Consider the following 17,229-nt stretch of genomic DNA (forward strand, 5'->3'; position numbering starts at 1 on the left):
CTTGCCGAGCGCGTCGGCGCTACCGCCGCACCGATCGGTCAACAGTGAATCGTATGAAATCGGTTTCGTCAAGAAACGGTCTCGCCTCGATCAGCAAGTTCAATGTCAAGGCCTCGATCGATCGAAACCGATTGCAGCCGCGGACCTTCGGGCCGATCGACGCATTCGCGACTCGAGTCGTCACCGACAGCTCCCATGCTGTGGAATAGACGCATGGCATCCGATCGCATCCCGGCCCTCTTCGAGCGCAAGCACGCGCGGTTCGAGGGGATCCGCGGGGACTCCGAGTTGCGCGTCCTGTTCGACGACGGGCGATGGCTCGAGGGTCCGGCGTACTCACCGCAGGGGCGGTTCGTGCTGTTCAGCGACATCCCGAACGACAGGGTGCTCCGCTACGACGAGGTGAGCGGTCGAGTGGACGTGTGGGAGCATCCGGCCGGCTTCTACAACGGGCGCACGGTGGATCCGCAGGGCCGGTTCGTCAGCTGCCGTCAGGGGGATCGGAGCGTCGTGCGGCGCGAGCACGATGGCTCGACATCCGTCGTCGCCGACTCCTACGACGGGCATCGGCTGAACAGTCCGAACGACGTGGTGGTCCGCTCGGACGGCTCGGTGTGGTTCACCGACCCCACGTACGGCATTCAAAGCGACTACGAGGGGCACCGCGGGGACGAGGAGCTCGGCAGTCGCAACGTGTATCGCTGGTCGGCGGATGCAGGGCTCATCGCAGTCTGCACCACTCTGACCCAGCCGAACGGGCTGGCCTTCTCCCCCGACGAGTCACTGCTGTACGTGACAGACAGCGAACGCCGCACGATCACGGTCTTCGCCGTCGACGGGGTCGACGACGACCGTCTGGCTCCCGGCCGGGAGCTCGTGTCTGGCGAGGTCGCCTTCGACGGCCTGCGGATCGACACAGTGGGCCGGCTGTGGGTGGCGACCACCGAGGGCATCCACGTCTACGACCCGGACGGCACGGTGCTCGGCCTGCTCCGCCTGCCGGAGACGGCAGCGAACCTCGAGTTCGGCGGACCTCAGCGCAATCTGCTCTACATCACCGCGACGACGCGGCTGTACGTCATCCGAGTCTCCGTCGAAGGCGCAAAGCGGCTGCAGCGGTCGCACCGATAACGGAACGGACACGGATTCGCATGCTTGTGCATGCACCATTGCGTCGGCATCCCGATCCTCGCTAGGTTTACCGAGGCCCATTCGGGCCGCCATCCGGCGTCTCGCTCGCGCGATCGCTTCGCGCTCGAGCCGTACAGGAACACGAAAGGGGACAGTCATGATGAAGACCATCACGCACATCCAGCCTCACTCCTTCGTGCTCCGTGGCGCCGCCAACCGCACCGCCCGACGCGCACGTCGTACCGGGGCAGCCTGCTAGTAGCCATGCCTGCGTTCTGACGGCCTGGCCGGTGTTCTGAACAGGACACCGTTCTGAGCCCGACCGCACGCTGACGGTCTTCCTCTTCCGAGGATGCGTTGTCGCGACGCCCGCGATGTCGCTCGCCGACATCCGCTCGACGTCACCGACGATGACCCACCGTCGCACGGCTTCAGGACCAGGCAGAGTCGTCACCCGCTCAGCGCAATGGCGACTCCGCAGGCATTCCCGCCCTCCGTACGCGGTCCGCCATGCCCGGATCCGCGCGACGGAATCGACGCAGGAGAGCGCCCAGCGCGGGCTCTCTGCTCACCGCAAACCTGCCACCGGCAGAAACCGGGATCATTCCGGCGCCAGGCGGCCCATCGTCTCTTCTATTCGTTCCACGAGATCGCGAGTCGGACATCCGTGCCATCGCGTGAACCGCGCCCCGCACCGGGGCCGGTGCCAGCACCATCACTCGTGTCGGCAGCCCTGCCGGCACCACACCTCATCTGGAGTAACCCTTATGGATACGCAAACGCTCGACAGGCCCCGGTCGGTCACGACCGAGACCGCGGACGCGTTGACGCTCGCCGCACACCCGCCGAGCCCCGTCGACCGACTCGCGATGCGGGTCGGTCTCGCCCTGATCGTCTGGAGCCGGCACGAGAGTCGCCTGCGCCGCAGCGCCGCCGAGGACTGGGACCAGGCCTCGCTCCGCAACCAGCAGACCGAAGAGCGGGAGGCGCGCGAACAGGCGTGGCTGAACGCTCTGCACCTCATGCCTCGCCGGTGAGCCGATCATGAACACGTTCACGCTGGAGGGCATCCTGGCCGCTGCCTACGTGGCGGCCGGGATGCCCCGACCCTCTTCTTCAGTTGTCTTCAGCGGATGCGCGAGCATTCGCTCCTCGGCTTCGGCGTCGCGTCAGGAGATGACGACCTGGATCGCGGCCTCCGGTGTGTTGACCCGGAAGCTGAACGACTCCTCGAGGTAGAGGCTCACACTGTCGGCATCGTGCGTGCGGTAGCCGATCGCCAGATCCTGGCCGACCTCGAGCACGAAGTCACCGCCGCGCAGACTCAGCACGACGACGCCGTCGAGGCCGGGAACCCACTCCACCGGCCCGCCGAGGATGTCGCGCAGGTGCCGGATCAGCGGATATCCGCCCCCCTCGTTCGCCTCGATCACGCTCGTCCACTGACTCGGCCCGAGCGCCAGAGCGTACGGTCCGTCGACTCCGGATCGCTTCAGCGCGGCGATCGCCTGCGTCACGACGTCGTCGTAGTCCTGCGGAGCACCCTGGTGCACGAGCGGACGGTGCGGCGAGGCGGGGATGATGCCCGTGATGCCCGCCGCATCCCAGCCGTTGAAGACGGCCGAGTTCTCCACGCGCGCGATGCGCACCGCGGCCTCGTCGAGCGGACCCAGGTCGACGTCTTCTGCACCACGGTCGGCTGCGTCGAGTTCCTCGCGCTCGAGCGCGAAGTCGGCGCGCACCTCGGTGAGCGGCAGCACCTTCCGGCTGCGCGCGATCACGGACTCCTCCGGGGCGTCCACCACGCCGCCGACGCGTCCGAGATTCGTCGCTGAATGCTCCCAGCCGTGCGGCCCAGAGAAGTCGACGAGCTTGCGCGCCCCCAGTGCGACGGGAAGGCGGGCGGATGCCTCGTCATCCAGCAGCTTCCACGCCGCGTCGGTGAGCGGAGCGCGACCGCGCAAAAGGTGATTCGTCATGATGCCGTTCCTTCTGTGTCCTGTGCCGTTTGCGTTGCCGATGGATTCCGCAGCGATCCGATGCCGAGTGAGACGTCCGCGTCGCGGTTCGTCGGCTCGCTCCGTGCGGCGGCCTCGGAGCCATCCGCATCCGAGACGTCAGCGCCGAGCATCTCCGCCAGCTCCTCCGGATCCGCGAGCGCCTGCAGCACCGGGTTCGACGGCACGAAGAACGTCGAGCCGGTCACGGCCGTTGAGACGTCGAGGATCTTGTCGTGGAAGCCGGGTGGGTCGCCGATGAACATGCGGTCGATCATCCGCATCGTGACCCAGAGGCGCGCGGAGTATCCGATGAAGTAGGTGCCGAACTCGCCCGACCCTGGCCGCCCGAAAGGCATGTTGTCACGCAGGATGTCGACCTCGTTGCCGTCGTCATCCGTGATGGTCGTGAGCGTCTTGTGCGCCTTCTGGTCCGCCACGCTGTCGTCGAGCTCGACGTTGTCCAGTTTGGTGCGGCCGATGACCGCCTCCTGCTGCTCGGCGGTGAGGGATCCCCAGCCGTCCAAGTCGTGCAGGTACTTCTGCACGACGACGTAGCTGCCGCCGGCGAACGCGGGATCCGCGTCCGCGATGAGCGTCGCATCTGCGAGCTCGCTGCCCTTCGGGTTGGCGGTGCCGTCGACGAAGCCGAGCAGGTCGCGTGCGTCGAAGTAGCGGAAGCCCTGCGTCTCGTCGGCGACGCGAACCGCGGATCCGAGGGCGCCCAGCAGCAGCCGCTCCAGCTCGAAGCACAGGTCGACTCGCTCGGCACGGATGTGGAACAACAGGTCGCCAGGAGTCGACGGTGCGGTGTGCACGGCGCCGCGCACCCCGGGGAACACTTCGAGCTCGGCGGGCCGGATGCCGGGCACGAGCCTGTCCCACAGCGTGCTGCCGATGCCGACGACGCACGAGAGGTGGCCGCCGAGATCGCGGAATCCGACCGTCTTGACGAGGTCGTCGACCCCGGAGACGACGTCGCGCACGGAGTCGAGGGATGAGTCATCCGCTCCGACGGTGACCACCAGGAACACGGCGAACCGCGAGAGCGGAGCGTCGACGCTCTGCGCGTCGATGGGTACGCGATCGCGCAACTCACTCGACATTCGGCATCCCCTCGCCAGGCCGCGCGGTGCGAAGCAGCACCCGCGGATCAGACTATCGCCGACATCCGGGGCGTCTCGGGCCCGAGCCGCATCGTAGAACACGAGGTAAGTTCACATCACATGGGGGAAACGGCTGCGCAGCCGACGCCATCTCGTGGCGCCCGGGCGCTCGACTTCACGATCCGGGCCTTCAGCACGGAGGCCACGGTCTACGGGATCGTGCTGGTCAGCGCCCTGATCGCCGTCGGGTGGAAGTTCGACACCGACCTCGAGGTACTGCTCTTCATCGTCGGCACGACGCTCATCTTCTGGATCACGCACGTCTACGCCCGCACGGCAGTGGCCAGCAACGAGCACGCGGATGAGCCGGTCTCAGTCGGCCGGGCGTTCCGTGAGGCAGTCCGGCACTCCAGCGGGATGCTGCTGGCGATGCTGCTGCCGGCCGTCTTCCTGGCGCTGGCCGCCGTCGGCTGGCTCGACGAGTACGTGGCGTACTACATCGCGCTCTGGGTCAGCATCGGCATGCTGGCGGTCATCGGCTACATCGTGGCCTGGCGCAACAAGCGTCCGTGGTGGCGCAGGATCCTGAGCGCGCTGATCACCGGTGTGTTCGGTCTCATCGTGGTGGGGTTGGGGATCCTGGCGCACTAAGCCGTGCCCGACCCGACTGAATAAGCAGAGGATGACGCCCGCGATCGGGGGGAATCGCGGACGTCATCCGGTCGGGCACCGGGATGCCGGAGCGTCGGCCCGCGACTACACGCCGGAGATGTGCACGAAGATCGGGCTGCCCCAGATGGCTCGGTGCGACACGTACCGACCCCAGTCGGGCGAGTCGACGATGCCGCCGTCGCCGTCGTAGATGCCGATGTGCTGGCCGGGGTAGACGACGAGATCGCCTGCGACCGCCTGGGATTCCGACACCTGGGTGCCCATGGCGGCCTGGGAGTCGACGCCGCGCGGCAGGCTGATGCCGTTCTGGCCGTAGACCCACTGCACGAGGCCGTCGCACTCGAATCCGGCCGACGGGGAAGCGCCGGTGGAATACGGGACGACGCCGATGTAGGTCTCGGCGAGTGCGAGGATCGCGGCGCCGAGGCCCGATCCCGTGCTGGAGGCGGACACCGTCGACGTCGAGCTCGCGGTGGCCTGAGCTTCTGCGGCGGCTTGTGCGGCGGCCGCTTCGGCGTTCTTCTGATCCAGATCGCTCTGGCTCGTCGCGCTGAAGGTGTCTACGGCGAGGGTCGCCTGCTGCGCTCCGGCGTCGACAGCGAAGGTCTGAGCCGCCTGCTGCACCGGGATGGATGCCGTGGTCGGGTTCGTATCCGGGTCCGGCGTGAACGCGGCGGCCGGTGAGGCGGTCGTCCCGACGGAGAAGCCGACGGCGCATGCGACTGCGACGATCGCCACGCCCAGACCGGATCGTTTTCGGATCCGTGATGCGGTGCGGCCTCCGGATGTCGGCACGTGCACCGTGACGGTTCGGCCGACGCGGTCGCCCGGCACTCGGTCGATGAGTGCGACGGCGTTCCGGGGGTTTCGGGAGTTTTCGGTTGTGGGGGTTGCGCGGTGGCGTCCGTGGGGCATTCGTTCGACTCGATTCGGGTTTCGGGTTTCGGACGTACCTCGGACACGTTTCCATAACGAACGCGCGTGAATCTGGACATGCTGTCAGAAAACACGCTAGGAGAGCGCAGGACTTTCAGACTCTCGTTGGCGTGCCGATAGGTCTCGGAGCCCACTTTCGGCGTCGTCGAGACATCGTTTTCCGCCTTCACGTCGGCGGCGCCGAGAACCTCCCGGGCACCCGGAATCCGCGGTGGACCCGTCAGACCTCCGCGAGCCGGGCCGCCTCGGCGAGTACGTCGAGCTGCTCGAGATCCCGCACGTCGAGAACCTGGAGGTAGACGCGCCGGGTGCCGAGTGCACGAAGGCCGTGGAGACGCTCGGCGACATCCGCTGCTGTCCCGAAGAGACCGTTCACGCGCTCGGCGACGGGATCCTGTCCTTGGGAGCGCGCCAGCGCATCCGCCTTCTCCGTCGTCGTGCCGACGGTGGCAGTGAGGGCGACCGAGAGGCGCAGGGTCTCCGGATCACGCCCGGACGCCTGCACCGCGTCAACGGCGCGGCCGTAACGCTCCGCGACGACGTCATTCGGCACGAATCCCGTGTTGAACTCGCGCGCGTACTGCGCGGCGAGTGCCGGCGTGCGGGTTGGCCCACCTCCGCCGATGATGATCGGGATGCTCTGACCCACCGGTCGCTCCGCCGCCGGCCGCTGACCGCCCGGTGTGCGATCGAGTCGGTAGTGCTCGCCCTCGAAGGAGAAGGTCTCGTCGGCCGGCGTGCTCCAGAGGCCGGTCACGATCGCGAGGGACTCTTCGAGCAACCCGAACCGCTTGGGCGGGAATGGGATGCCGTAGGCGTCGTGCTCCGGAGCGTTCCAGCCCGCGCCGAGGCCGAGCTCGACGCGTCCACCCGACATGGCATCCACGTTGGCGACCTGCATGGCGAGCACAGCGGGGTGCCGGAACGTGACCGGCGTCACCAAGGTGCCGAGGCGTACGCGCTCTGTGGCCATCGCGAGGCCGGCGAGGGTGGTCCAGGCATCCGACAGGGCTGGATCACCCGTGAAGGACCGGTCGGGCTGCGTGTAGTGATCGGACCGGAAGAAGCCGTCGAAGCCGAGCCGCTCGGTGGCCCGAGTGGCGGCCAGCAGGTGATCCCAGGTCATGCCGAACTGGGGCTCGACGAAGATGCAGTACTCCACGGCGACCATCCTGTCGGATCGGTCGAAGGCTCGCCGGACCTCGGAGAAGCTGACGATCCTTCGACCTGGGCGTCCCCGCAGAATGCGCGGGCCCCGGGTTGCGGATGCCATGCGGGTGCGGAATCGTGGCCGATTCCTGTCGGCAACCGGAAGGAGAGCTCATGCTCACCCTCACCGAAAACGCAAGCACCATCGTGAAGACGCTGACCGCGCAAGCCGTCGACTCGCCCGAAGCCGGACTGCGCATCAGCGGTTCCGAGACGGGCGACACGTCGTTCGCCGTGACAGTGACACCCGCTCCGGATGCTCACGACCAAGTCATCACAGACGGGGACGCCCGGGTCTTCGTCGAGGAGACCGCGTCCCAGGCGCTCAACGACAAGGTCCTGGACGCCGAGCTCGACGAGCAGGGCGCGGTGCACTTCCAGCTGGGCCTGCAGCCGCAGTAGGGGTGCGGCATCCTCAGCCCGGGTTCAGTCACCCGTCACCCTGCGGATGCACACGGATGAAGAGGGCCCCCGCCACGGCGGGGGTCCTCTGCGTGTCGTCGACCCGCCGACTCAGACGGATTCCAGCGTTCCGACCTTCGGAACGGCCGACGCACTGCGGACGCGCCGCCTGATCGCAACGAGATCGAAGACGTGCAGGGCGATGGCCAGTGGAACGGCCGTGGTCGGGATCAACACCAGCGGCAGCTGCGTCAGCTCGGCACTCGACGGCACGACGGGGATCACCTGAGTCGCCGCACTGAGCCCGGTGAGCGCACCCAAGGCGAGCGCGACGACGAGGTCGAGGAGGCCGAAGACGTTGAACCAGACAGCTCTTCGGTAGCGGCCGCGCTCGACCGCCCGCATCACGAAGGGCGCGGCGATGCCTACCGCGATGTCACCCAACCCGGCCGGCAGGGCGAACAGCCACGGCAGTCGGCCGATGAGCATCGCGAGCACGAAGATGATCCCGGCTACCCGCAGCACCTGCGGAGCGATGAGAGCGGATGCCGCATCCGGCGCACGCAGAGCGCTTGCCACTGCAGAAACGCGGGACCAGAGCAGCACGACGAGCAGCCAGACCGTCACCGCTGCCGGCATGAGCAGCGTCATCCGCGAGAGCACCCCCGAAGCGGATGCCCACCAGAGCACAGACATCCAGGCCAAGGCGACGAGTGCCGAGACCACGACGGTGGTCGTCGCCGACCGGCGACTCGTGCCGGCCGCCCGCGCGCGCCGATAGACGATCCGGAGGGTGACCGCGGGGATCCCGAGCACGGGCACCGCCACGAGCACGAAGAAGAACCAGGGCATCGTGGTCACGATCCGCCCCGTTCTCGAACTGGAATGACGTTATCGAACATAGTGTTCGATAATTGTTCGAGGCGTTCGGCGCCGCCAGAGGCAAAACGACCCAATCGTCGGCTTGTGAACAGAAGCGGCGAATCCGTTCGGAATCCGCGCCGACGAAGGAGCTCGTCATGTCGACCACGTTCGAGGATCGTCGGGTGCGTCGGTCGAAGACCCTGATCATCGGAGCCTTCGCCGACCTCGTGCTCGAGAAGGACTACGCCCGCGTGACGGTGCAGGACATCATCGATCGGGCCGACGTCGGCCGCTCGACCTTCTACGCGCACTTCCGCGACAAGGAGGCCGTGCTGCGCGCCTGCTTCGACGAGGTGGAAGCGGAGCTGGCGACCATCGGAGGCACCCCGGCGGACGGCACGGCGGATGCCGAGCCCCATGACCCGTCCGCCGCCCCGCGTGCCGTCGGCGAAGGAGCGAGCAGCGCGGCCCGAGTGCTGATGGATCACGCGTGGGAGCACCGGCAGGTCTATCGGGCGATCTGCGCGAGCTCGGCCAGCGGCATCGTGCAGCGCCATCTGCGACGCCTGCTGCTCCCCGGCCTCCGCGGGCTTCCGGGGCCCGCAGCGCGCACGACGGATGCCGCGATCACCCGCGAGTTCTACGTGAGCGCCCTGATCGGCGTGCTCATCTGGTGGGTGACGACCGATTTCCACGCGCTCCCGAGCGAGGTCGCGGACGACTTCCAACGGCTCGCAGCAGGCGGGATTCCAGGGATGGGCGGGTCGGCCGCGTAGGGCGCGGGCATCAGATCCGACCGTCCGGATCGAGCAGAGCAGCGACCGCATGCGGGTCCTCGCGCATCGCGTTGTGCCCTGTCGGAAGATCGTGCACGTGCCAGGCGGGGTCGGTCAGGAGCCGGGCGCGCAGTCCGGCGAAGGGCGTCCCCTCTTCCCACCCCGAGCAGTAGATGAAGTCGCGTCGCGGAACGCGATCCACGTCCCCGCCGAGGCGGATCGTCTGCAGGAGCGACGCGAGAGGGTGCGGGCGGCGGCGAGGATCACCGCCGTTCGGCTGGCGGAACGGCGGGCGAACCGCGTAGCCGGTGTCCGCCGCACCCGCCGCGAACGCATGCCGGTAGGCATCCGTCGTCAAGGTCCAGCACGAGTCGCCGTCACGCGGTACGTAGGCGTCGAGGTGCACCAGTCGCGAGACGCGGCCGGCTGCACGGTCCGCCGCGGCCGCAATGACCATACCGCCGTAGCTGTGGCCGACGAGGGTCGCGTCGGCGATGCGTTCGCGGTCGAGAAGCCGCAGCACGTCGTTCGCGTGCGTCTCGAGGTTCGTGCTCGCGAGTTCGGCTGCATCGTCGTCGGGCCGCAGCCCTGTCAAGGTCAGGGCATGAACGGTGTGTCCAGCACCTTCGAGAAGAGGGATGACCCCCTCGAATGCCCAGGAACCGTGCCACGCGCCCGGCACGAGAACGAATGTCGCCATCAGGTGTCTCCTTCGCAGATCGGGATGCCCTACCCCTCGATCCCAGCGCTTCCACCAATGTCGTGCTACCGCTAGATTGCCTCTTGATGCCTCTTTCCAGCCAAGGTCAATCCGGCGCCGTGAAGTCGCAGGTGTGGCCCTCCGGTGGACGGCATCTGTGGCGCTCGGGCGGCGTCAGCTCCGTGCAGACGCACGACCACGGACATCTCGTCTATGCCGCGACCGGCGTTCTCACCGTTCACACGAGCGAAGGCACCTCTGTCGTACCGGCCAACAGGATCGCCTGGACACCCGCGGGCCGCGCGCACCAGCACCGCGCGCACGGCTACACGGACATGCGGATCGTCTTCGTTCCGCTGTCGTTGGCCGCACGCATCCTTCGGCGCCCCGCCGTCTTCTTGGCCACAGACCTCGCTCGCGAGGTCGTTCTGGCACTCACGGGACCGAACGGCGACGACCCGCCCGCCTACAGCGCCTCGGCACAAGCCCGACTTCGCCGCGTTCTCGTCGACGAGCTCCGAGAAGCTCAGGAGCAGCCCCTGTATCTGCCGGTGCCCCGCGACGATCGGTTGCAGGCACTCGCTCGGATACTGGACGAGCGACCGGGCGACAACGCGTCCATGGCCGAGCTCGGCGCCGAGGTCGGCGCCAGCTCACGCACCCTCAGCCGTCTGCTGAGCAACGAACTCGGCATGACCTTCTACCAGTGGCGCACCCAGCTGCGCATCTACCATGCGCTCGTTCTCCTCTCCGAGGGCAACGACGTCACCCAGACTGCCCACGACTGCGGATGGTCCAACCCGAGCGCCTTCATCACAGCATTCGCGGACGTGATGGGGACGACGCCGGGGCAGTATCTGGGCAGCCGACCGCGATAGCGATCCGGTCCGTACCGGCCAGCGCCCGGAGAAACGAAAACGGCCCGCTTTCGCGAGCCGTTCTCTTACTGTCTCAACCAGTGTGCGCCATGAGGGATTCGAACCCCCAACCTTCTGATCCGTAGTCAGATGCTCTATCCGTTGAGCTAATGGCGCCTGGGGTGTTGTTCCGGAGCCTGGGGCTCGCTGATCAACCTGACGACTATATCAGGCCGGGACACGCTCCCCGAAATCGGGCAGGTTGGGCACTGGCTGGCTGTTTCGACGGACTCACCCAGTGGGGCCGGCGCGGCTCGATCAGTGGGGCGGATTCGGCTCAACCAGCCGCAGAGGCGAGGGCGACCCGGATGCGAGAGGCCACGGCATCCGCTTCATCGGGGGACGCGTAGGCGTGCCGCGGGCCGAGCCAGAAGCGCAGGCCGTCGCCGCGGGAGCGCGGGATGACGTGCAGGTGCAGGTGCGGCACGGACTGCGAGACGACGTTGTTCACGATGAGGAGGGAGCCGTCGGCGTCCATCGCGGATTCGACGGCGCGCTCCAGTGCCTGGGACGTGCGCACCCAGGCATCCGCGAGGTCGATCGGCAACTCGTCGTACGTCTGCACGTGCCGTGTCGGCACCATCAGCACGTGCCCGGCGAACACCGGGTGAGCGTCGAGGAAGGCCACGAAGTCGTCGCTGCGGAACACTTCGTTGGCGGAGGCGTCTCCCGCGACGATCGCGCAGAACGCGCACGTCTTCGTGGACCCGCGTTCCGTAAAGGCGGCTCGTGACTCCGCCATGAGCTACGCGAGCACCTCGTCGAAGAAGTCGAGCTGCGCGCGCCAGCTGCGAGCATCCGCAACGGGACGGAAACGGTCGCCCGGCACCGTGAAGGCGTGCGGTGCCCCGCTGTACGTGTTCACCTGCCAGTCGATGCTCGGAACCGAGCGCAGCTCGTCTTGGAACGCTGACACGTCGGAATCCGGCGCCGACGGGTCGGCGCCACCGTTCAGGATGAGCACCTTGCCGCGGATGGCGGCCGCATCGCTCGGATCATGCGTGAGCAGCCTGCCGTGGAACGAGACGACGCCCCGGATGTCCGCCCCGGTTCGCGCGAACTCGAGGGCCGCTGTGCCGCCGAAGCAGTATCCGATGACGACGATGCGCGAGTCATCCACCTGCGGGAGCTCAGCGAGCGTTTCGTACGCTGCCTGCACACGGGCGCGCATGAGGCCGAGGTCTCGGTAGAAGGCGCCCACGACGGAGGGCGCCTCGTCCGATGTCGGTCGCACGCCGGCGCCGTACACGTCGGCGACGAAGGCGACGTATCCGAGGCGCGCCAGCATCTGGGCGCGCAGCTCGGCATTGGGTCCGACGCCGAGCCAGTCGGGCACGATGAGGATGCCGGGCAGCGGCTCGTCGGCGGCCGCGTCGTGTGCGACGTATCCCTCGAGCTCCGTGCCGTCGTGGCCGTACGTGATGGGGGACGCCTCGAGACGTGCGCCATCCGGAATCGGGATCCGGGCGAGCAGTTCCTCATGGGTGGCTGGCAGGTCGGTCATCGGCGACTCCTCCGGTCTGGTTCGGGCTCGACGCTCACGTTACGCCGGGCGCGCGGGCGCGGTCCGTGCTTGGACAAAAGGGATGCGCATCGAGCCGCGCTCTGTCGCATCGCGTCGACAGCACCGTGCCGTTCCGTGCCGGGCCTGTGCCGCTGTGCAAGCCGGGGTGCGGCATCCGTCCTACCCTGAACGCATGGCCGAGGAATACGCGCACGAACCGGATGCCCATCGCTACACCCTCCGGGCCGACGGCCAGATCGCCAGCGTCGTCGAGTACAGCGTGCTCGGCGACGCCATGTCGATGACCCGCACCTTCACGAATCCGAATCAGCGGGGCAAGGGTCTCGCGGCCAAGATCGTCGAGTTCGCGGTGGACGACGTGGAGAAGAACACGGACCTGCACGTGGTTCCGATGTGCTGGTACGTGGCCAAGTGGTTCGACGAGCACCCGGAGCGTGCCGACCTGTTGAAGGCTCGCACGGCGTAGCCTCGCGGAATGGCCATCTCGCAGATCCTGCTGTTCTCCGTGCCCGTTTCGGATCCGGATCGCGCCCGCGATTTCTATGTCGACACCCTCGGATTCACGCTCGTCGCCGACACGATGATGGGCGAGGACCAGCGCTGGATCCAGGTGGTTCCGCCGGGTGCTGCCACGTCGATAACCCTCGTCACGTGGTTCGAGACGATGCAGTCCGGATCGCTGCGCGGCCTGGTGCTCGAGACGGATGACCTCGAGGACGACATCCACCGCCTCACCAAGCTGGGCGTGGCGTTCGACTCCGGGGTGGAGCCCGCGCCGTGGGGTCAGTACGCGCAGTTCACGGATCCGGACGGCAACGGAATCATCCTGCAGCAGTCCACGCCGCGCTGATCCGGCCTGCCGCGAGGGCAGTTCCTCCGCCGAGGACGAGTCCCAGCAGCATGGCGACCCCGTGGGCATCCCACGACGCCACCAGAACAATCGCGACGACCACCGAGACTCCCGCGTAGACGCGCACGAGCACGGTCGATCTCGGTGACGGGCGCGCGGCATCCCTGGCACCGATCAGCAGCGCCAGGGCGAACACGCTGAACATGAGGCCATCGTTGGCGAACGAGCTGCCGCCACCGGGCCGGCTCCAGGCGACGGCGAGCAGATTCAGCACGATCGACGGCGCCAGGTACAGCGCGATCGCGATCCACGGACCCCAGATCCAGGTGCCGAAGGTGAGGGCGACAGCGACGACGAGCAGGTTGAAGACAGCGGCGACCTCGCCGCCGTCCTGGGCGACTAGCGCCGTGAGGATGCGCCACCACTGACCATCCGCGATAGTGGCGTGCGGGTCGCGGGCGAGGGCATCCGTGATGGCTGGAAAGACGGGCTGCAGCAAGGACGGCACCCCGATCACGACGACGAACACGACCGCAGGCCACGGCATGGGACGGGCGAGGGGCAGCATTCGGATGCCGACGTTCACGAACATCGCGATCACCACCAGGTGCCCGACGATGCTGACGAGGCTCTCGCCCGACGTGTCCACGGAATCGAGGATGCCCGCCGCCGACGGTGAAGGGCAAGCGCCGGCCGGTCTCCCGCGGGCGAGTGCTCGTTGCCGGGTGGCGCGGCCCTCACCGCGGATCCCTCCAGGAACCACGCGGTTATCCTCGAATCGGCAGTCGTTGCACGAAGGAGTCCACCCATGCCGACCACTTCCGGGCGTTCCGCTCTCATCGCCGGGTACGCCCGCACCCCGTTCGTCCGCTTCAACGGAAGCTTCGCTTCGATCCCCGCGCCCGCGCTCGGCGGACACGCCATCGCCGCAGCCCTGCGGCGCGCCGGCATCGCCCCCGAGCGCGTCGACATCGTGCAGGGCGGGCAGGTGGTGCAGGCAGGGGCCGGGCAGAACCCGGCACGGCAGGCTGCGGTGGCCGCCGGCGTCCCGCTCACCGTTCCCGCGATCACGTTGAACGCCGTGTGCCTCTCCGGGACCCTGGCTGTTGCGCACGCAGCACGGCTCATCGAGCATGGCGAGGCCGACATCGTCGTGGCCGTCGGTCAGGAGTCGATGTCGCTAGCACCGCATGCCTGGGTCGGATCCCGCGCCGGCCAGAAGTACGGGGCGATCGAGTTCATCGACACTCTCGAGCACGACGGCCTTTCCGACGCTTTCGAGCACATCTCGATGGGCGCCTCCACGGAGCAGTACAGCGAGGCGCTCGGCATCAGCCGCGAGGAGCAGGACGCCTTCGCGGCAGGATCCCACCAGCGTCTCGCCTCATCCGTCGACTTCCTCGCCGGTGAGATCGAGCCCTATGAGATCGCCTCCCGCAAGGGCTCGACGACCTACTCGGTCGACGACGGATTGCGCGCAGACACGACCGCCGAATCGCTCGCCTCCCTTCGCCCCGCGTTCGCCGGAAACGGCACGATCACGGCGGGCAACTCGTCGCAGATCACGGATGGCGCCGCCGCGCTCGTGCTCGTCGGCGACGACGTCGACCTCTCGGTCGCGCCGCTGGCGCGGGTCGTGTCGCAGGGATTCGTCGCCGGTCCGGACACGTCGCTGCACGCCCAGCCCTCGAACGCCATCGAAGCGGCGCTGAAAGCCGCTGGACTTCAGGTATCCGCTCTGGCCGGCGTGGAGATCAACGAGGCGTTCGCCGCAGTGGCCGTGCACTCGACGCGGCAGCTGGGCGTGGATCCGGCCATCGTGAACGCGCACGGCGGGGCGATCGCGATGGGACATCCGATCGGGGCGTCCGGCGCGCGCATCGTCGGCCACCTGGCGCGACGGCTGCAGGCTGCCGGATCCGGGAGCTATGGTGCGGTCGGCATCTGCGGCGGCGGCGGGCAGGGCGCATCCGTCGTGCTGCAGGCGGTGTAGCGAGGTCACCGGCGAGGCTGCGCGGTCACGTCCTATGCGCGACGCGCCGGAACCGGCGGGACCCCCAGCCTGGACCAGCGCTGGCCGCGCCTGACCAGCGGGGACTCAGAGGGTTCCGTGTGCCGCCCAGAGTTGGGCGGCACGGTCGGCGGCGTCCGCGATGAGCTGATGGAGCTCCGGCCGCTCTGGCACGCGGAACGACACGTAGGCGCCGCGTCCGCCGGCGACCGGACGCCCGTACGCCTTCGCCGCGAGACTGCCGTCGGGCAGAAGCCGCACGGTGATGCTCTCCAGCTCGAACTCCTCGTCGCGGCGCGTGTCCCGCCAGCGGAGCTCCTCCGGGACGACCACGTTGATCGCGAGCGCTCCGACCTGAGGGGTGTCCCCGGCTTCCGCATCCGTTCCCGTCATGTCCTCATCGTGCCGCAGCAGCAGAGGCACCGACAGGACATCCAGTCGGAACCGTGCCAGTCGGGCGTGTTCTCGGCGGGAGTGCGCCATCCGTCATGTCGACGGATGGGTGGCGTCGGGGTCCGGCCGGATCCGTCAGCGGTTGAGCGCGTCGCCGACCAGGCGGCGGAGCTCGATGATGCCGCTGTCGGACCAGCGGGTGGGGTGCACGCGATTGGTGAGCAGGGTCCACGCGCGACCGGAGCCGAAATCGATCCAGATCCCCGTGCCGGTGAAGCCGCTGTGACCGATGGTCTGGTCGCTGCACGTCTCGCCGCCGGACCATCCCTCGTACGTGTGCTCCCATCCGTAGGTACGGCGCGGGCCGACGGCGGTGCGCATCAGGGCGATGGCCTCCGGTGTCGCGCCCGATCCGTCCAGCAGCCCGCCGGCGAAGGCGAGGAGGGATGCCGCGGTGCCGAACAGGCCGGCATGCCCGGCACCCTGCAGCGCTGCCGCGTTCTCGTCGTGCACCGTGCCGACGAGCATCCCCCTGCGCCACGGGCAGTACTCGGTGGCTGCCGCCTCGGCCGGATCGGCCGACCACGCGAAGCCCGCACCGGGGTCGAGATCGCGGATGCGGGCATCCGCGAGCCGTTCCAGCACGAAGCCCAGGAGCATGTAGTTGAGGTCGGAGTACACGGGATCGCCGTGCGGCCAGTCCCGCTGGATGACGAAGGCCCGGAGCTGGTCGGGGTCCGTGCCGTAGGTGTAGACGGGGAACGTGGCGGGCAGGCCGCTGGAATGCGTGAGGCAATCGCGCAGGGTGATGCGGCGCTGCCAGGCGTCCGGGTCGAACTGACGCAGCTCGGTCAGCACCTGCGTGACGGGGGCGTCGAGATCGAGGATGCCTGAGCTGGCGGCATCCAGGATGCGCGGCGTCGTGAACACCACCTTCGTCACCGACGCGAGGTCGAACCAGGTGTCGGTGGTCATCGGCCGCTCGCCCGGCAGCCGCTGCGCCAGGCCGAAGGCCCTGGTCGTCACGCCCGTTTCTGCATCGAGCACACCGAGCACGGCACCGGGGATGCGACCGCCATCGACCCAGTTGGCGACCAGTCGCGATGCTTCGGCGAACCGCTCGTCGCCGGTCATTCGCCGGTCTCCCCGTCGATGAGCTCGCGCGCGATGTCGAGATGCCCGAGGTGCCGCGAGTACTCCTGCAGCACGTACGTGAGGATCCAGCGCAGCGCAGGGAGCGGTTGATCGTCGGTGTACTTGCCGCCGACGTGCGAACGCTCGTCGAGGTCGTGCTCGGCGACGATGCGACGCGTGGCCTCGCCGCCCGCGCGGAGCTCGGCAACCGCATCGGCGACGGTCAGTCCGGGCGGCACTGCCCAGGATCCGGTGCTGCTGGCGTCGGGATACGGATCTTCCAACAGCTCCCCCAGAAACGACCACCGCAGCCAGCGACGCTCCATCGCGGCGAGATGCCAGGCCAGCTCGATCATCGACCAGCCGGACGGGATGACGGAGGTGCGGGCATCCGCTTCGCTCAGCCCCTGCAGCTTGCGCTCGACGGCGCTGCGGTCGTAATCGAGGAAGCCGACGAGGATGTCACGCTCGTCGGCGAGTGCACGGTCCGGCTTGTCAACGCGATCGGCCATACCGGCAGAGTATGCCGCGGAGAGGGTGTTCCGCGCTTCGCACGATGCGGACGCAGGGCGGACGGCCATCGACCTCACGTTTCCGCGACCGCGA

At 68.3% G+C, this 17,229-nt stretch carries 21 protein-coding genes and 1 tRNA gene; 9 read left to right on the forward strand and 13 right to left on the reverse strand.

Annotated elements, in window-relative coordinates:
- Positions 1-213 precede the first annotated feature (213 nt).
- Both HII28_RS16965 and HII28_RS16970 read left to right on the forward strand, forming a co-directional pair.
- The gene (locus tag HII28_RS16965; RefSeq protein WP_170027026.1) at positions 214-1,131 is read left to right on the forward strand and encodes an SMP-30/gluconolactonase/LRE family protein; all 918 of its coding nucleotides are present in this window, start codon (positions 214-216) and stop codon (positions 1,129-1,131) included.
- Positions 1,132-1,898: 767 nt separating this feature from the next.
- Entirely contained in the window at positions 1,899-2,168 is a 270-nt protein-coding gene (locus HII28_RS16970) for a hypothetical protein (protein WP_170027027.1), read from the forward strand.
- Between the two features lie 132 nt (positions 2,169-2,300).
- On the opposite strand, the gene HII28_RS16975 is transcribed toward HII28_RS16970, so the two are convergent.
- Both HII28_RS16975 and HII28_RS16980 read right to left on the reverse strand, forming a co-directional pair.
- Positions 2,301-3,110 (reverse strand): family 1 encapsulin nanocompartment shell protein, encoded by an 810-nt coding sequence (locus HII28_RS16975; protein WP_170027028.1) that lies wholly within the window; start codon positions 3,108-3,110, stop codon positions 2,301-2,303.
- Complete coding sequence (locus tag HII28_RS16980) at positions 3,107-4,234, reverse strand: Dyp-type peroxidase (RefSeq protein WP_170027029.1); 1,128 nt, start codon at positions 4,232-4,234, stop codon at positions 3,107-3,109. Before HII28_RS16980 ends, HII28_RS16975 begins: the two co-directional genes overlap by 4 nt.
- 120 nt (positions 4,235-4,354) lie before the next feature.
- On the opposite strand from HII28_RS16980, the gene HII28_RS16985 reads away from it, so the two are divergent.
- Positions 4,355-4,885, forward strand: a complete 531-nt coding sequence (locus HII28_RS16985; protein WP_170027030.1) for a hypothetical protein — start codon at positions 4,355-4,357, stop codon at positions 4,883-4,885.
- A 105-nt stretch (positions 4,886-4,990) separates the two neighbouring features.
- On the opposite strand, the gene HII28_RS16990 is transcribed toward HII28_RS16985, so the two are convergent.
- Both HII28_RS16990 and HII28_RS16995 read right to left on the reverse strand, forming a co-directional pair.
- Positions 4,991-5,644, reverse strand: a complete 654-nt coding sequence (locus tag HII28_RS16990; protein WP_170027031.1) for an NlpC/P60 family protein — start codon at positions 5,642-5,644, stop codon at positions 4,991-4,993.
- A gap of 418 nt (positions 5,645-6,062) precedes the next feature.
- Positions 6,063-7,013, reverse strand: a complete 951-nt coding sequence (locus HII28_RS16995) for a TIGR03560 family F420-dependent LLM class oxidoreductase (RefSeq protein WP_205865031.1) — start codon at positions 7,011-7,013, stop codon at positions 6,063-6,065.
- A 152-nt stretch (positions 7,014-7,165) separates the two neighbouring features.
- On the opposite strand from HII28_RS16995, the gene HII28_RS17000 reads away from it, so the two are divergent.
- Complete coding sequence (locus tag HII28_RS17000) at positions 7,166-7,453, forward strand: Fe-S cluster assembly protein HesB (protein ID WP_170027033.1); 288 nt, start codon at positions 7,166-7,168, stop codon at positions 7,451-7,453.
- A 111-nt stretch (positions 7,454-7,564) separates the two neighbouring features.
- On the opposite strand, the gene HII28_RS17005 is transcribed toward HII28_RS17000, so the two are convergent.
- Complete coding sequence (locus HII28_RS17005) at positions 7,565-8,314, reverse strand: hypothetical protein (protein ID WP_170027034.1); 750 nt, start codon at positions 8,312-8,314, stop codon at positions 7,565-7,567.
- Between the two features lie 158 nt (positions 8,315-8,472).
- Here HII28_RS17005 and HII28_RS17010 point away from each other — a divergent pair, with 158 nt between their 5' ends.
- Positions 8,473-9,093: a TetR/AcrR family transcriptional regulator gene (locus HII28_RS17010; RefSeq protein WP_170027035.1), complete on the forward strand. Its 621-nt coding sequence runs from the start codon at positions 8,473-8,475 to the stop codon at positions 9,091-9,093.
- A gap of 10 nt (positions 9,094-9,103) precedes the next feature.
- On the opposite strand, the gene HII28_RS17015 is transcribed toward HII28_RS17010, so the two are convergent.
- Positions 9,104-9,793, reverse strand: coding sequence for an alpha/beta hydrolase (locus HII28_RS17015; RefSeq protein WP_170027036.1), 690 nt, complete (start codon positions 9,791-9,793; stop codon positions 9,104-9,106).
- Between the two features lie 86 nt (positions 9,794-9,879).
- On the opposite strand from HII28_RS17015, the gene HII28_RS17020 reads away from it, so the two are divergent.
- Positions 9,880-10,671: an AraC family transcriptional regulator gene (locus HII28_RS17020; protein ID WP_170027037.1), complete on the forward strand. Its 792-nt coding sequence runs from the start codon at positions 9,880-9,882 to the stop codon at positions 10,669-10,671.
- An 83-nt stretch (positions 10,672-10,754) separates the two neighbouring features.
- Here the strand turns inward: HII28_RS17020 and HII28_RS17025 are convergent.
- From HII28_RS17025 to HII28_RS17035, 3 genes are all read right to left on the reverse strand, one after another.
- Positions 10,755-10,827 (reverse strand) — tRNA-Arg (locus HII28_RS17025).
- 160 nt (positions 10,828-10,987) lie between these two features.
- Positions 10,988-11,452, reverse strand: coding sequence for an HIT family protein (locus HII28_RS17030; protein ID WP_170027038.1), 465 nt, complete (start codon positions 11,450-11,452; stop codon positions 10,988-10,990).
- A 3-nt stretch (positions 11,453-11,455) separates the two neighbouring features.
- Entirely contained in the window at positions 11,456-12,214 is a 759-nt protein-coding gene (locus tag HII28_RS17035) for a dienelactone hydrolase family protein (RefSeq protein WP_170027039.1), read from the reverse strand.
- 82 nt (positions 12,215-12,296) lie between these two features.
- On the opposite strand from HII28_RS17035, the gene HII28_RS17040 reads away from it, so the two are divergent.
- Complete coding sequence (locus HII28_RS17040; RefSeq protein ID WP_346769386.1) at positions 12,297-12,701, forward strand: GNAT family N-acetyltransferase; 405 nt, start codon at positions 12,297-12,299, stop codon at positions 12,699-12,701.
- Positions 12,702-12,710: 9 nt separating this feature from the next.
- Positions 12,711-13,085 (forward strand): VOC family protein, encoded by a 375-nt coding sequence (locus HII28_RS17045; protein WP_170027041.1) that lies wholly within the window; start codon positions 12,711-12,713, stop codon positions 13,083-13,085.
- Here HII28_RS17045 and HII28_RS17050 read toward each other — a convergent pair.
- Complete coding sequence (locus HII28_RS17050) at positions 13,057-13,734, reverse strand: hypothetical protein (RefSeq protein ID WP_170027042.1); 678 nt, start codon at positions 13,732-13,734, stop codon at positions 13,057-13,059. The genes HII28_RS17045 and HII28_RS17050 overlap by 29 nt on opposite strands.
- Positions 13,735-13,893: 159 nt before the next feature.
- On the opposite strand from HII28_RS17050, the gene HII28_RS17055 reads away from it, so the two are divergent.
- The gene (locus tag HII28_RS17055; protein WP_170027043.1) at positions 13,894-15,078 is read left to right on the forward strand and encodes an acetyl-CoA C-acyltransferase; all 1,185 of its coding nucleotides are present in this window, start codon (positions 13,894-13,896) and stop codon (positions 15,076-15,078) included.
- A 105-nt stretch (positions 15,079-15,183) separates the two neighbouring features.
- On the opposite strand, the gene HII28_RS17060 is transcribed toward HII28_RS17055, so the two are convergent.
- Genes HII28_RS17060 through HII28_RS17070 form a run of 3 tightly spaced genes read right to left on the reverse strand, consistent with a single transcriptional unit; the run spans position 15,184 to position 17,135 of the window.
- Positions 15,184-15,579, reverse strand: coding sequence for a hypothetical protein (locus HII28_RS17060; RefSeq protein ID WP_240978336.1), 396 nt, complete (start codon positions 15,577-15,579; stop codon positions 15,184-15,186).
- Positions 15,580-15,624: 45 nt separating this feature from the next.
- Positions 15,625-16,623, reverse strand: a complete 999-nt coding sequence (locus HII28_RS17065) for a serine hydrolase domain-containing protein (protein ID WP_170027044.1) — start codon at positions 16,621-16,623, stop codon at positions 15,625-15,627.
- Positions 16,620-17,135, reverse strand: a complete 516-nt coding sequence (locus tag HII28_RS17070) for a DinB family protein (protein ID WP_170027045.1) — start codon at positions 17,133-17,135, stop codon at positions 16,620-16,622. The genes HII28_RS17065 and HII28_RS17070 overlap by 4 nt, the downstream gene beginning before the upstream one ends.
- Between the last annotated feature and the right edge of the window lie 94 nt (positions 17,136-17,229).

It is taken from the genome of Planctomonas sp. JC2975, from assembly GCF_012985205.1.
Classification (GTDB): Bacteria; Actinomycetota; Actinomycetes; order Actinomycetales; family Microbacteriaceae; genus Humibacter.